A 13,732-nucleotide genomic window follows, 5' to 3' on the forward strand; every position below is an offset into this window, starting at 1 on the left:
AGAGCAGGCGAACAAATGGCCCACATATGCGATACTCCGCGCCTGCAACAAGCACAGAGCCAAAGCTCGCGAGTTTACAGGTCAAGCGCCGGAAATAAATCATCCGCTTCTTAAGATCGACCACTCAGCAGTTCGCATCACTCGCCCTTGACAAGACTTCAACTCATCGGCATGATTCGCGGCCTATTTTGTTTGCTATTTCCTAAAAAGTCTTTCGAGGAGCTCGACGGTGGCCAACACACCTTCCGCCAAAAAACGTGCAAAACAGGCTGAGAAGCGTCGCAGCCACAACGCCAGCCTGCGTTCCATGGTTCGTACCTACATCAAGAATGTAGTTAAGGCCATTGACGCAAAAGACGCTGAAAAAGCTCAAGCTGCTTACGTTCTGGCCGTGCCAGTTATCGACCGTATGGCCGATAAAGGCATCATCCACAAGAACAAAGCTGCTCGCCATAAAGGTCGTCTGAATGGCCACATCAAGGCTCTGAACCTTGCTGCTGCAGCCTAAGCGATAAGCTTGTTAAAAAACCGACCTCAGGGTCGGTTTTTTATTGCCTGCGATTTTTACAGGTAGCGCAAACAAATGTGGGAGCTGGCTTGCCGGCGATGCTATCGCAGACAAGCCAGCTCCCACACAGAGCAGAACTGCGCCACCGGCAAGATTTATTGCGCGGTAGGCCACGGCAGGATCGGAATTGCCGTCACCGCATTCTGCGGACTGCCTTCGATCAAGCGGTCGCTATAGACCAGATACACCAGCGTGTTGCGCTTCTTGTCGAGGAAACGCACCACCTGCATGGTCTTGAATACCAAGGACGTGCGCTCCTTGAACACCTCATCCCCATCCTTAAGCTCACCCTTGAAGCGAATTGCGCCGACCTGACGACAGGCAATCGACGCCTCGGCACGGTCCTCTGCCAGGCCCAAGCCACCCTTCACCCCGCCCGTCTTGGCGCGGGACAGGTAGCAAGTCACGCCATCCACCTTCGGATCATCAAAGGCCTCGACCACAATCCGGTCATTGGGGCCGACAAACTTGAACACCGTCGACACCTGGCCAATCTCTTCGGCCGACGCCAGCAACGGCATCGCCAGCAGCAAACCGAGCAATCCCTTCATTACGCGCATCGACACATCCTTTTTGCTTAAACCAGAATCAGGTTATCCCGGTGAACCAGCTCCGGTTCAGCCATGTAACCCAACAGACCGACAATCGCATCAGACGATTGCCCAATGATTTTCTGCGCCTCAAGGGCACTGTAGTTGGCCAGGCCACGGGCAATCTCACGACCGTCCGGCGCCACGCACACCACCATCTCGCCACGGCGGAAGCTGCCCTGGACCAACTTTACGCCCACCGGCAGCAGGCTTTTGTTGCCCTGGGACAACGCCGATACAGCCCCGGCATCCAGCACCAGGGTACCGCGCGTCTGAAGATGCCCCGCCAGCCACTGCTTGCGCGCCGCCAGCATGCCGCGCTCAGGCGACAGCAGCGTACCGATGCGCTCGCCCGCCTTGAGGCGATCCAGCACCCGCTCGATTCGCCCGCCGACGATGATGGTATGCGCACCAGAACGCGCTGCCAGCCGTGCCGCACGCAGCTTGGTCTGCATGCCGCCACGCCCGAGAGCACCACCGACACTTCCAGCCACCGCATCCAGCGCAGGGTCATCGGCACGCGCTTCGTAAATCAGCTGGGCATCAGGGTTGTTTCGCGGGTCGGCGTCGAACATGCCATCGCGATCCGTGAGGATCACCAGCAAGTCAGCCTCAACCAGGTTCGCCACCAGCGCCGCCAGGGTGTCGTTGTCGCCGAAGCGGATTTCGTCGGTCACCACGGTGTCGTTCTCGTTGATCACCGGGATCACTTTGAGTTCGACCAGCGCGCGCAAGGTGCTGCGGGCGTTCAGGTAGCGCTTGCGGTCGGACAAGTCGTCATGGGTCAGCAGAATCTGCGCCGTATGGCGACCATGCTCGGCAAAGCTGGATTCCCAGGCCTGCACCAGGCCCATCTGACCAATGGCGGCAGCGGCTTGCAGCTCGTGCATCGCGCTGGGTCGCGCGGTCCAGCCGAGCCGGCTCATGCCCGCGGCAACCGCCCCGGACGACACCAACACCAACTCGACACCAGCCTCATGCAAGGCCACCATCTGGTCCACCCAGACGCTCATGGCCGCACGATCCAGCCCTTTGCCATCTGCCGTCAGCAGCGCGCTACCGATCTTAACGACCCAACGCTGCGCACCTGTCACCTTGCTCCGCATCATCTTCAACCTTGGCTTGCGAGCGGCGCGACCCAGCACCACCCGTGCGATTATTCGTATTTGCGTTTTTCAGACACCAAAACGCCGCTCAATGAGCGGCGCCTTGGGAACTGGCTTGGCGATGATAACACCGCCTGCAAGAGCGAGCTTGTTCGCGAAGAACGCCAACGACACGCACGCTTTGCGAATTAACGCGTCGCGCTTGAGCCTTTCGCGAGCAAGCTTGCTCCTACACAATCAGTCGCGCACGTAAATGATTTCCGGGCCATCTTCATCATCCACATCTTCTTCGTCCCAATCATCGTCACCGATGTCATGGACCGACTTGACGCCGCTGCGGCGCAGGGCACGCTGGTCATCCAGCGCCTGCAACTGGGCACGGGCTTCGTCTTCGATGCGCTGATCCAACTCGGCCAACTCAGCCTTGTAGACAGGGTCGGCCGCCAGGCGGTCGGCACGGTCTTCCAGGTAACGCATGATGTCGCGAGTCAGGCGCTCGGTGCCTTCTTTGGCAATGGCCGAGATCACGTAGACCGGACCGGTCCATTCCAGGCGATCGACGATTTCCTTGACGCGCTCTTCGTGCTCTTCCTCAAGGATCTGGTCGCACTTGTTCAGCACCAACCAACGATCACGCTCAGCCAGGGACGGGCTGAACTTGGTCAGCTCGCTGACGATCACTTCGGCGGCGTCCGGCGCACTGGTGTCATCCAGCGGCGCCATGTCGACGAGGTGCAACAGCAAACGGGTACGGGACAAGTGCTTGAGGAAACGAATCCCCAGGCCCGCGCCGTCGGAAGCACCTTCGATCAGGCCCGGAATGTCCGCGACCACGAAGCTTTTCCAGCGGTCGACACTGACCACGCCCAGGTTTGGCACCAGGGTAGTGAACGGGTAATCGGCAACTTTCGGCTTGGCAGCAGACACTGAACGAATGAACGTACTTTTGCCAGCGTTCGGCAGGCCCAGCAGACCCACGTCAGCCAGCACCTTCATTTCCAGCTTGAGGTCACGCTGCTCGCCAGGCTTGCCCGGCGTGGTCTGGCGTGGCGCACGGTTGGTACTGGATTTGAAACGGGTGTTGCCCAGACCGTGCCAGCCGCCATGAGCCACCAGCAGGCGCTGACCGGCCTTGGTCAGGTCACCGATGATTTCCTGGGTAGCGGAGTCGATCACGGTAGTGCCGACCGGAACCCGCAACACCAGCTCTTCGCCTTTTTTACCGGTGCAGTCGGTGCTGCCGCCGTTGGAGCCACGCTCGGCATCGAAGTGCCGGGTGTAACGGTAATCCACCAGGGTGTTGAGGTTTTCGTCGGCGATCATGTAGACCGAGCCGCCATCACCACCATCACCACCGTTAGGGCCACCGTTTTCGATGAATTTTTCCCGACGGAAACTCATGCAACCATTGCCGCCGTCGCCAGCTTTTACTCGGATCGAAACTTCATCAACGAACTTCATAACAAAACGCCTCTCGCCGCACGGACGAGCTTAAGAAACCAAGACATAAGACTCTTGCAAAAATGAGCGCAGCGACCTCAATCAACGACCGCAAATCCAGCTGCCTTCGCCCACCACAAACAGCTTTGCAAGAGACTCACCCCACAAACGAAAAAGCCCCGTCGCGAGACAGGGCTTTTCCAGCAACTACGTAATTATGCCGCGACGACTTCAGTCTTCGGGACAATGCTCACGTAACGGCGATTGAAAGCGCCTTTTACTTCAAACTTGATCACGCCGTCGATTTTAGCGAACAGAGTGTGATCTTTACCCATGCCAACACCGTAACCGGCGTGGAATTGGGTGCCGCGCTGACGCACGATGATGTTGCCCGGAATGATAACCTGGCCGCCATACATCTTCACGCCAAGGCGTTTGGCTTCTGAGTCGCGACCGTTACGGGTACTACCACCAGCTTTTTTGTGTGCCATGAGTCAATTCTCCTAGTGAGGAATTAGGCTGAAATTAAGCCTGAATACCGGTGATTTTGATCTCGGTGTACCACTGGCGGTGGCCCATACGCTTCATGTGGTGCTTACGACGACGGAACTTGATGATGCGGACTTTATCGTGACGACCTTGGGAGATCACTTCAGCCACAACGGTAGCGCCTGCAACAACTGGAGCGCCGATGTTCACGTCGTCGCCATTGGCGACCAACAGAACGCGATCAAAAGTAACGGATTCGCCAGTAGCGATTTCCAGCTTCTCGATCTTCAGGTATTCACCTGGGGCGACCTTGTATTGCTTGCCACCAGTAACAATTACTGCGTACGACATGGTATTTCTCCGATAATCCTGCTCACCCAGCGCTTTATAAGAAGAGGTATTGGCTGGCATGGCTGCATGGGATGGACGTCCCGAATGCAATTGCGTAAGGCAGGTGCTGCCCAGGAAGTTCAGGGTGCGCGATTGTACGCAAGCTATGGAGGTGTTGCAAGTAGCCGCCAGTCGCCGTGAAAGCGTAGCGAGCGAAGGCAAGACAAGGAAAAAACAGGCGAGGAAGCGGAGTTTACTGGCTGTAAATGAGCATTCCGAGCCTGTTTTTGACGCAGGATTGCGTGCGTAAAGCCGAAGGCTCCCAGCCCGCAGTAGCTTTCACGGTGACTGGCCGCGCCTTGACACTACGGGGCGTGGGTCCTAGCATGCCGCGCAACCCTTCTGGAGCGACTGTCGCTGATGCAACCCCAAGCTTTCTACCGCGCGGTGGCGGACGATTTTAGCGCCGTCGACGGCATCATCAAGAAGCAGCTGACTTCTAAAGTGCCGCTGGTCTCCAAAATTGGCGACTACATTACGTCGGCCGGCGGTAAACGCCTGCGTCCTTTATTAGTGTTGCTGTGTGGCAAGGCCCTGGGCCGCGAAGGCGATGACCTGCGCCTGCTGGCCGCGACCATCGAGTTCTTGCACACCGCCACCCTGCTGCACGACGACGTGGTAGACATGTCCGGCATGCGCCGTGGCCGCGAGACGGCCAACGCGATGTGGGGCAACGCGCCGAGCGTGCTGGTGGGCGACTTCCTGTACTCGCGCTCGTTCGAAATGATGGTCGAGCTGGGCTCGATGCCGGTGATGAAGATTCTTTCACAGGCCACGCGCATCATCGCCGAAGGCGAAGTGTTGCAGCTGTCGAAGGTGCGCGACGCCAGCACCACCGAAGAAACCTACATGGAAGTGATCCGCGGCAAAACCGCGATGCTCTTCGAAGCCTCGACCCACAGCGCCGCGGCCCTGTGCGAAGCGACGCCTGAGCAGAGCGAAGCCCTGCGCACCTTCGGCGATCACCTGGGCGTGGCCTTCCAGCTCGTGGACGACCTGCTGGACTATCGCGGCGACGCCGAAACCCTGGGCAAGAACGTCGGTGACGACCTGGCCGAGGGCAAGCCGACCTTGCCGCTGATCTACACCATGCGCGAAGGCACGCCGGAACAGGCCGCCCTGGTGCGCAAGGCGATCCAGAAAGGCGGGATCGAAGACCTCGAAAGCATCCGTGAAGCCGTGGAAGCCTCGGGCTCCCTTGAATACACCGCGCAACTGGCCCGCGACTACGTCGCTCGCGCCATCCAATGCCTGGAAGCCCTTCCAGCCAGCGAATACCGGGATGCCCTGGTTGAGCTGAGTGAGTTTGCGGTCGCCCGCACACACTGATTCTGCTCTGCTTCATGTGGGAGCTGGGATTCTGCTCTGCTTTATGTGGGAGCTTGGATTCTGCTCTGCTTCATGTGGGAGCTGGCTTGCCTGCGATTGCGTCACCGCGGTGTAACAGACTAACCGAGGTGCCTGTATCGCAGGCAAGCCAGCTCCCACGGCGTTCTCTGGCGTTGCTGCCCCCTGCCCGGCTAAAACCCTATATAATGTGCGCTTTTTAGCCATCCTGAAACCAAAGGAGCTTTAGTGAGCACGTTGCCACCCTGCCCGAAATGCAATTCCGAATACACCTACGAAGACGGCGCCCAGCTGATTTGCCCGGAATGCGCCCATGAATGGGCCGTCGGTGGCGAAGCCGAGGCGGCCAGCGATGAATCCGTGAAGAAAGACTCGGTGGGCAACGTCCTGCAGGACGGCGATACCATCACCGTGATCAAGGACCTCAAGGTCAAAGGCACCTCGCTGGTGGTCAAGGTCGGCACCAAGGTCAAGAACATCCGCCTGTGCGATGGCGACCACGATATCGACTGCAAGATCGACGGTATCGGCCCGATGAAACTCAAGTCCGAGTTCGTGCGCAAGGTCTGACCCAGCTGCCTCCATCTCGTGCCCTGCACGGGATGGCGCTTCACCCTCCCCGCGCCACTGCGCACTGGCGGCAAAAGGCCAGGCCTTTTGATCAAAAACAATATCCACACAGAAAAGTCCGGAAATCGCCAATAGGCACTTGCTATTCCTTGAATAAGAATTATTCTCATTGAAACCCATCAAGGAGATGTTCCCATGACTTATTTGATCGATGCCTGGCTGGACCGCCCACACCCTTACCTGCGAATCCTCCATCGGGAAACCGGGGAAGTCTGCGCAGTGCTGGAAGAAGAAGCGTTAAGCGAACTGCAGGATCAGGGCGACCTGGACGTCAATGGCCTGAGTTCCAGCGAACCCTCGGTATTGAAGGAAGTGGTGCGCAATCTGTTTCTGTTCTGCTATGCCCGGGCGTTGCGCCCGGTGACGGATCTCAATGGCAAGTTTCATCCATGAGCAACCTGCAAAACCTGAATAACTCTGGCTCTATGTGGGAGCCGGGCTTGCCCGCGATGCAAACGACTCGGTTTAACTTGAAACCGAGGTGATGCTATCGCCGGCAAGCCAGCTCCCACCTAGAGCCAGGAGCAGCTGTCAGCAGGTGTTACAGAACGTCGAGCAGCTCGACGTCGAACACCAGAACGCTGTGCGGCGGGATGCTGCCAACGCCTTGAGCGCCGTAAGCCAGTTCGCTCGGCACGTACAGACGCCATTTGCTGCCGGCATTCATCAGTTGCAGGGCTTCGGTCCAGCCGGCGATCACGCCGCCAACCGGGAATTCTGCAGGCTGGCCGCGCTCGTAGGAGCTGTCGAACACAGTGCCGTCGATCAGGGTGCCGTGGTAGTGGGTACGCACCTGGTCTTCACGGGTCGGCTTGGCGCCGCTACCTGCAGTCAGCACTTCAAATTGCAGGCCGGAAGCCAGGGTGGTGATGCCATCACGCTTGGCATTGTCAGCCAGGAAAGCCAGGCCTTCGCCAGCAGCCGCTTCAGCCTTGGCAGCCGCTTCAGCTTGCATGATTTCGCGGATGACCTTGAAGCTGGCGGCCATTTGCTCTTGGTCCACACGGCTAGGCTTGCCGGCGAAAGCGTCGGTCAGGCCAGCCAGGATCGCGTCCAGGCTCACGCCCGGTGGCGGGTTGTCGCGCAGTTGGTCGCCCAACTGACGGCCAATGCCGTAGCTCACGCGGGTTTCGTCGGTGGACAGATTAACTTCGGACATGGAAAGGCTCCGCTGTAGGACGACACGGGTGTCGTCCAAACTAAAAGGGCGAGCAGACTAGCACACAAGCCCCGCCCTTGATGAGCCCGGCGCTGGAGAGCGCCAGGGGGTAATTAATGCTTGGTGAGTTTGTCCAGGTAGCCCATGGCAAACGCCGATACGACAAAGGTCATGTGAATAATCACGTACCACTTCAAGTGCTCGGGGTCGACGTTCTTGGCGTCCATGAAGACCCGCAGCAAATGGATCGACGAAATCGCCACGATCGACGCTGCGACTTTCATCTTCAGCGACGAGGAATCCATGGTCCCCAGCCAGTTGAGCTTCTCTTTGCTTTCGTCGATATCGAGCTGGGAAACGAAGTTCTCGTAGCCGCTGATCATCACCATCACCAACAGGCCGCCCACCAGGGCCATGTCGATCAACGACAGCAGCACCAGGATCACATCCGACTCGCTCATGGAGAACACCATGGGAATCACATGGAACACTTCCTGGAAGAACTTCAACCCCAGCGCCAGCAGCCCCAAGGACAACCCGAAATAGATCGGCGCCAACAGCCAGCGTGAGGCATACATTGCGTTTTCGATAAAGCGTTCCATTGAATCTCACACAGCTTGGCTAAAAATGGCGCCGAGTATACCAGCCGCGTCCAAACCCCAGAAACCGTCGAGAAAACTGATCTGGACGGCATCTGTAAAAGAATTTTTCTGCTAGTGTCGAGCTCATCAACTCGGCTCGATGATGTCGGACAGGAAACCTCAGATAATGGATGTGCGAACCCCTTTGGCCAGCATTGGCTTGTGCGCGGCCTTGCTGATGGGCAGCGGTTGTTCCCCAAGCGATGAACACAAGCAAGCCAGCCTCGAAGAGAAAACCGCCAAGTTCGAACAATCCCTGGACGCCATCCAGGACCCCAAGCTCAAGGACGCTGTATCCGAACTCGGTGGCTCGCTGCTCTTACTGGAACGGGCACGGGTCAAGCTCGCCACCAAGCCCATCGAAGCCGACTACAGCGAAGACGCGCTGGCGCTGCTCAAGCATTACCCCACGCCCCAGGCCCTGGTGGATACCTACATCAATGGCCTGTTTGTGCTGCGCAAGGCCTCCCACTCGGACTACCTGACCGACCTGCAGCCGATCTTCCCGTTCAACTTCAACGTGCCCGACCAATTCCCCTTCCCCCACGGCCTGGAATGGCAGTCGGTGACCTTGAGCAACAACAAGGTCATCCCCTTCCAGCCGGAATGGTCGGAAACCGACCCGGGCATCCAATTGAGCCCCACCAGCTCCAACCTGACCAACCCCGATGACCTGACGGTGACGTACCCGTTCGTCGAAGGCGTCGAGACTGAAAACAAGAGCCAACCACAGCCCGTTAGCCTCAAGGGCAAAGTGGAAGTGATCGCCCCGCGCAAAGTCTTCACTTTCGACTTGTCGAAAAAAGACGTGGGCCGCAAGCGCACCGAAGAAAACGTCACGATTACCCTGTTGGCCCTGGAAAAAAACTACGCCGAGATCGAACTGACCAACAGCGCCCCGCTGGCGCCGGAAATCGCGGACGAATCGCCAAACCCGATGCTGGTGCAGGCGCGTGACACCACCGGGCAATTTCTCTCGCGCTCCGGGTCAATCAACGAAAACGCCGCGCAACTGGCGTTCTATGAAAAACAGCTGGCTGAAATGCAAAAGCAGACGACCTGGTCCGACGCCTTTGAAAAGCAGTTGGAAGACGAGCAGAAAGCCTTCGAACACAAGCAGGGCAGCCACTACACCAAGGTGTATTTCAATGGATTGATTGACGATGTGCACGTCAGCGTCCTCGACTTTTCCCAAGCCACCGTGACTCGCAAGGACCTGGACCTGCCCGTGCGGCGCTTCGACAAAAACAGCCTGGAGAAAAGCGTACAGCCCCTGCCGATGCCAGTCACCGTGTATGACGACCAGGCCGCCGACTGGCTAAAGGACGCCACCCTGTCCGAAGACCAACTGAAGAAAAGCGTCACCATCAACCAGTCGGTGGATGACGCCAGCGCGGCGCACGTCGAGTTCGACCACCCCTACACCTTCAACGACGACCTGCTAGGCGACGACCGCGGTGGTGGCGACGCCCCCGTGACCTTCCTCACCGCCAACGACGAAGGCAAGCTGGGCGAGCCGATCGAACTGCCCGCCGAAGCCTACGAGGTTGACCCGGGCCGTGGCACCATCACCTATGACCTGAACCTGTTCCCCGAAAACCCGGGGTATGCGGTGGGATCGATGCCGCTGTTCCTGGCCACCATCGAAAAAGGCAGCGTCACTGCCGGGCAATTACCCAAAGGCCTGGAGCTGAAAGACAACGCGCTGATTGTCGATCAGAAGCTGTTCCCCGCTGATAGCTGGAGGTTCTATGCCAAGGATGCCAGCGGCAATTACGTGAAGGAAATCCTCGGCGTCAGCCACCGGGCCGCGGAGTACGGCACGGCGTTGTTCGACGTGCATTACTTCTACGGCCAGCCGACTACATTGGAAACCTACCAGCGCACCGGCCTGGACACGGTGCAGTATGGGTTCGAGGTGAAGCTGGACAAACCCGAGGCAGCCCCTGCCCCCAAGCCATAGAACACAACCCCGTCCCCGTAGCAGCTGTCGAGCGCCAGCGAGGCTGCGTCGGGTGCGAACGGGGCTCGGAGTCAGACACGATGTCGGCGGTGCGGCCGACGCAGCCTCGCTGGCGCTCGACAGCTGCTACGGGGTGTGCGGTCAGCGGATATCACTCAGCGCCGTTTGCCGCCCGCCATTGAGCTGTCGCAAACACGGTGCAGTATGGGTTCGAGGTGAAGCTGGACAAACCCGACGCAGCCCCTGCCCCCAAGCCATAGAACACAACTCCCCATCCCCGTAGCAGCTGTCGAGCGCCAGCGAGGCTGCGTCGGGTACGAACGGGGCTCGGAGTCAGACACGATGTCGGCGGTGCGGCCGACGCAGCCTCGCTGGCGCTCGACAGCTGCTACGGGGTGTGCGGTCAGCGGATATCGTTTAGCGCCGTTTGCCGCCCACCGTTGAGCTGTCGCAAGTGCGCTTGCAGGTGCACGCACCAGATCTGCGGGTCGTCTGCCAGCTCGTAACCGTGCAGAGTCAGGCTATCAACAATCGAATCGAGAATGGTTTGTGCCACGAAAGGTCCATGGAACGGGCCTTGGGACTTGATGGTGGAAGGCTGCTCACCGGTCATTCCGGCGGCAAACAACAAGGTCCACATCCCGGTATCCCCCGCAAGAGGGCGAATGGAACATTCGATACGGGTGACCAGGCCCAGGCACTGGCGGGTAAGGCAGAGGTTGCGCGACATGGCGGCGACCCTCGGTAGATCCGGTGTTCAGCCTCGCAGGGCAAGACTGTCTCTATCCAGCGACTCCTGTGGATATCCCTTGAGCTGAGAATAGAAGAAACCCGGTACAAACCAAGGCGGGGGGACCAACGGACGACTGCCTTCCAGGTGGCGTCAAAAATATGCCGAAGGAGCCGGATCGCCGGCCCCTTCGGCATTGATTACACCGGCTTGGCCTCAGCCAGCGCTTCCAGTGCCAGTTCCTTCTCGGCTTCCTTCAGATCATCTTCACTGATCATCTCGGCAATCGCCCGCAGACGCTCGACCACCCGAGCATTGACGCTGCCTTCCGGGAATTGCCCCTCCTCGTCCGGCGAACCGGCCGGCTCGCCCACCAGCAGGCTCAAGGCCTCGTCGGCCTGGCGCACGGCGTACACATGGAACTGCCCCTGCCGCACGGCCTGCAACACCTTCTCATCGAGCATCAGCGTCGCGACGTTGGCCTGGGGAATGATCGCCCCCTGCTCGCCGGTCAGCCCGCGAGCTTCGCAAAGACGGAAGAAGCCTTCGATCTTCTCGTTGACCCCGCCCACTGCCTGCACTTCACCAAACTGGTTGATCGAGCCGGTGATAGCAAAGCATTGCTTGAGCGGCGTCTTCGACAGGGCCGAGATCAAGGTGCACGCCTCGCCCAGGGATGCGCTGTCGCCGTCGACATAACCGTAGGACTGCTCCAGGGCGATACTCGCCGAGATCGCCAGCGGGAATTCCTGGGCATAACGGCTGCCCAGGTAACCGGTAAGGATCATCACGCCCTTGGAGTGGATCGGCTGGCCGAGGTTTACTTCACGCTCGATATCGACGATGCCGCTGCCACCCGGGTACACCGAGGCAGAGATCCGCGCCGGCACACCGAACGCTGAGTCACCGACCTCCAGCACCGTCAGCCCGTTGCACTTGCCCACTGCCGCACCGGCCGTGTCGATCAGGATCACCCCGGCGAGCATGTCGTCGAGAATCCGCGCCGACACCCGCCCGGTGCGCGTGGCCTTGGCCTTGAGCGCGCGCTCGATGTGCCCGGCATCCGTGCGCTCATCACCCGCCAGGTGACGAATGAAATCCGCTTCGCTGACCAACTGGAACAAATCACCAATACGCGCCGACAAGCGTCCCTGGTTCTCCGCCAGACGCGCGCTGTAAGTGGCCAGGCGGGCAACCGCATCCGAGGTCAACGGCGCCATGCCCTCTTCCGAGGTGCGGGTTTTCAGCAGCTGGGCGAACTGCTCCAGGCTTTCATCCACCATCGGGATGTCTTCGTCAAAGTCGACCAGCACCCGGAACATCTCCTGAAAGTCCGGATCGGCGTCTTGCAGCGCGTAGTACAGCTGGCGGGAGCCAATGATGATGACCTTGAGCTGCAACGGGATCACTTGCGGGTTGAGGGTCACGGTGGCCAGGCGGCCCAGTTCGCCCAACGGTGACTCCATCTTCAGCTTGCGCGATTGCAGGGCACGCTTGAGGGCGTCCCACACAAACGGCTCACTGAGCATTTTCTCGGCTTCCAGGATCAGGAAGCCGCCATTGGCACGGTGCAGCGCACCCGGGCGCAACTGGCGGTAAGTGGTGTAGAGCGCACCCTGGTCGGTGCTGTATTCAATACGGCCGAACAGGTTGTCGTAGGTCGGATGCGGCTCGAACACCACCGGCGCACCACCGTTGACCGGATGACCTACCACCAGGCTCGGGCAGTACTGTTCTTCCAGCAACTTGCGGGCCTGGGCGTCGGTTTTCGCGTCGTCCACCAACTGCTCGACCACGGTTTTCAGCAGGTACACCTGCATCGCCTGCAAGTAGCCGCAGACCGCCCCGTTCTCCGCATACTTTTCCGAAAGCGGCGACAACAATGGCTGCAAGGCCAGCGTGATGGTTTCTTCGTTGAACTGGCGCATCTGGTTATTGGACTCGCGCTTCCACTGGGGCAGGCTGGCGAGTTCTTCGTTGAGGCGTTCTTCAAGCTCGGAAATATCGGTGTGGAAACGCTCGCGATCGGCTTCCGGCAACTGCGAGAACTCGGCCTCGTCCAGCGCCTTGCCGTCGAGCATCGGGGTAAACGCGATGTTGGTGCTGTCACGGTACAGCGCCACGTCCTTTTCCAGGGCCAGGCGCTCGATTACGTCCAGGGCGCGGTCGTAGCGCTGGTTGAAGGCACGGTCGATGGCGCTTTTGCGCTGTTGATACGTCGGGTGTTCAAACACGGCCGGAAAAGTCGCGACCAGGTTGTCGATCAGGCCGTTGATATCGCTGATGAACGCGGCAGCACCGCCCGCAGGCAGTTCCAGCGCCCGGGGTTCGCGAGGCTCATCGAAATTATTGACATAGACCCAATCGGCCGGGGTCTGCAGGCGCTTGCCTTCGGCCTTGAGGTAGCGTTTGACGAACGAAAAGCGCCCGGTACCAGGCTCGCCCATCACAAATACGTTGTAACCGGGGCGTGGCATGGCCACACCGAACTGCAAGGCTTCGACCGCACGTTCCTGGCCAAGCACACCGCGAAAGGGCTCCAAATCATTGGTGGTCGAGAAGCTGAACTGTTCAGCGGAAAAAGGACGAGTCAGCGCTTCGGGCGCTAGACGCAAGCTGGCAGCAACAGGATCAGGCATCGGGCTTCCTTACATCAGGCGGGGCAGATGTCGGCATTCT

14 protein-coding genes are annotated in these 13,732 nt (G+C 59.4%); 5 read left to right on the forward strand and 9 right to left on the reverse strand.

Annotated elements, in window-relative coordinates; genetic code table 11:
* Positions 1-229 precede the first annotated feature (229 nt).
* Positions 230-508, forward strand: a complete 279-nt coding sequence (rpsT, locus tag RGV33_RS28230) for a 30S ribosomal protein S20 (protein WP_003215870.1) — start codon at positions 230-232, stop codon at positions 506-508.
* A 155-nt stretch (positions 509-663) separates the two neighbouring features.
* Here the strand turns inward: rpsT and RGV33_RS28235 are convergent, their stop codons facing one another.
* From RGV33_RS28235 to rplU, 5 genes are all read right to left on the reverse strand, one after another.
* Positions 664-1,128: a CreA family protein gene (locus RGV33_RS28235; protein WP_008432835.1), complete on the reverse strand. Its 465-nt coding sequence runs from the start codon at positions 1,126-1,128 to the stop codon at positions 664-666.
* A gap of 17 nt (positions 1,129-1,145) precedes the next feature.
* Positions 1,146-2,264: a glutamate 5-kinase gene (gene proB / locus RGV33_RS28240; protein WP_322148757.1), complete on the reverse strand. Its 1,119-nt coding sequence runs from the start codon at positions 2,262-2,264 to the stop codon at positions 1,146-1,148.
* A gap of 237 nt (positions 2,265-2,501) precedes the next feature.
* Positions 2,502-3,725 carry an Obg family GTPase CgtA gene (gene cgtA / locus RGV33_RS28245; protein ID WP_076014014.1) on the reverse strand — a complete coding sequence of 408 codons (1,224 nt, stop codon included), beginning with the start codon at positions 3,723-3,725 and terminating at the stop codon, positions 2,502-2,504.
* Positions 3,726-3,919: 194 nt separating this feature from the next.
* Positions 3,920-4,195, reverse strand: coding sequence for a 50S ribosomal protein L27 (rpmA, locus tag RGV33_RS28250; protein WP_003215862.1), 276 nt, complete (start codon positions 4,193-4,195; stop codon positions 3,920-3,922).
* A gap of 34 nt (positions 4,196-4,229) precedes the next feature.
* On the reverse strand, positions 4,230-4,544 hold the full coding sequence (gene rplU / locus RGV33_RS28255; protein ID WP_003176051.1) for a 50S ribosomal protein L21: 315 nt from the start codon (positions 4,542-4,544) through the stop codon (positions 4,230-4,232).
* Between the two features lie 399 nt (positions 4,545-4,943).
* Between rplU and RGV33_RS28260 the strand changes: the two genes are divergently transcribed.
* The 3 genes from RGV33_RS28260 to RGV33_RS28270 all read left to right on the forward strand — a co-directional run bounded on the left by RGV33_RS28260 (position 4,944) and on the right by RGV33_RS28270 (position 6,953).
* A complete protein-coding gene (locus RGV33_RS28260) occupies positions 4,944-5,912 on the forward strand; it encodes a polyprenyl synthetase family protein (RefSeq protein WP_003215860.1) in 969 nt (322 codons plus the stop codon).
* Positions 5,913-6,158: 246 nt separating this feature from the next.
* The gene (locus tag RGV33_RS28265; RefSeq protein ID WP_003215858.1) at positions 6,159-6,500 is read left to right on the forward strand and encodes a zinc ribbon domain-containing protein YjdM; all 342 of its coding nucleotides are present in this window, start codon (positions 6,159-6,161) and stop codon (positions 6,498-6,500) included.
* A 195-nt stretch (positions 6,501-6,695) separates the two neighbouring features.
* On the forward strand, positions 6,696-6,953 hold the full coding sequence (locus RGV33_RS28270; protein ID WP_088425973.1) for a hypothetical protein: 258 nt from the start codon (positions 6,696-6,698) through the stop codon (positions 6,951-6,953).
* Between the two features lie 148 nt (positions 6,954-7,101).
* On the opposite strand, the gene RGV33_RS28275 is transcribed toward RGV33_RS28270, so the two are convergent.
* Complete coding sequence (locus tag RGV33_RS28275) at positions 7,102-7,719, reverse strand: FKBP-type peptidyl-prolyl cis-trans isomerase (RefSeq protein WP_322147608.1); 618 nt, start codon at positions 7,717-7,719, stop codon at positions 7,102-7,104.
* Between the two features lie 113 nt (positions 7,720-7,832).
* A complete protein-coding gene (locus tag RGV33_RS28280; RefSeq protein WP_076014015.1) occupies positions 7,833-8,321 on the reverse strand; it encodes a TIGR00645 family protein in 489 nt (162 codons plus the stop codon).
* Between the two features lie 166 nt (positions 8,322-8,487).
* On the opposite strand from RGV33_RS28280, the gene RGV33_RS28285 reads away from it, so the two are divergent.
* Complete coding sequence (locus tag RGV33_RS28285; RefSeq protein WP_322147610.1) at positions 8,488-10,323, forward strand: hypothetical protein; 1,836 nt, start codon at positions 8,488-8,490, stop codon at positions 10,321-10,323.
* A 403-nt stretch (positions 10,324-10,726) separates the two neighbouring features.
* On the opposite strand, the gene RGV33_RS28290 is transcribed toward RGV33_RS28285, so the two are convergent.
* Complete coding sequence (locus RGV33_RS28290) at positions 10,727-11,053, reverse strand: hypothetical protein (RefSeq protein WP_322147611.1); 327 nt, start codon at positions 11,051-11,053, stop codon at positions 10,727-10,729.
* A 200-nt stretch (positions 11,054-11,253) separates the two neighbouring features.
* Positions 11,254-13,692: a Lon protease family protein gene (locus RGV33_RS28295; RefSeq protein ID WP_322147612.1), complete on the reverse strand. Its 2,439-nt coding sequence runs from the start codon at positions 13,690-13,692 to the stop codon at positions 11,254-11,256.
* Positions 13,693-13,732: the final 40 nt, after the last annotated feature.

The sequence above is a fragment of the Pseudomonas sp. Bout1 genome (assembly GCF_034314165.1).
Classification (GTDB): Bacteria; Pseudomonadota; Gammaproteobacteria; order Pseudomonadales; family Pseudomonadaceae; genus Aquipseudomonas.

Excerpts from the sequence above, each read along its gene's own strand:
- RGV33_RS28235 (WP_008432835.1), bottom strand. The coding sequence starts at position 1,128 with ATGCGCGTAATGAAGGGATTGCTCGGTTTGCTGCTGGCGATGCCGTTG.
- RGV33_RS28270 (WP_088425973.1), top strand. The coding sequence starts at position 6,696 with ATGACTTATTTGATCGATGCCTGGCTGGACCGCCCACACCCTTACCTG.
- RGV33_RS28280 (WP_076014015.1), bottom strand. The coding sequence starts at position 8,321 with ATGGAACGCTTTATCGAAAACGCAATGTATGCCTCACGCTGGCTGTTG.
- RGV33_RS28260 (WP_003215860.1), top strand. The coding sequence starts at position 4,944 with ATGCAACCCCAAGCTTTCTACCGCGCGGTGGCGGACGATTTTAGCGCC.
- RGV33_RS28275 (WP_322147608.1), bottom strand. The coding sequence starts at position 7,719 with ATGTCCGAAGTTAATCTGTCCACCGACGAAACCCGCGTGAGCTACGGC.
- rpmA (WP_003215862.1), bottom strand. The coding sequence starts at position 4,195 with ATGGCACACAAAAAAGCTGGTGGTAGTACCCGTAACGGTCGCGACTCA.
- rplU (WP_003176051.1), bottom strand. The coding sequence starts at position 4,544 with ATGTCGTACGCAGTAATTGTTACTGGTGGCAAGCAATACAAGGTCGCC.
- RGV33_RS28290 (WP_322147611.1), bottom strand. The coding sequence starts at position 11,053 with ATGTCGCGCAACCTCTGCCTTACCCGCCAGTGCCTGGGCCTGGTCACC.
- cgtA (WP_076014014.1), bottom strand. The coding sequence starts at position 3,725 with ATGAAGTTCGTTGATGAAGTTTCGATCCGAGTAAAAGCTGGCGACGGC.
- proB (WP_322148757.1), bottom strand. The coding sequence starts at position 2,264 with ATGCGGAGCAAGGTGACAGGTGCGCAGCGTTGGGTCGTTAAGATCGGT.
- RGV33_RS28285 (WP_322147610.1), top strand. The coding sequence starts at position 8,488 with ATGGATGTGCGAACCCCTTTGGCCAGCATTGGCTTGTGCGCGGCCTTG.
- RGV33_RS28295 (WP_322147612.1), bottom strand. The coding sequence starts at position 13,692 with ATGCCTGATCCTGTTGCTGCCAGCTTGCGTCTAGCGCCCGAAGCGCTG.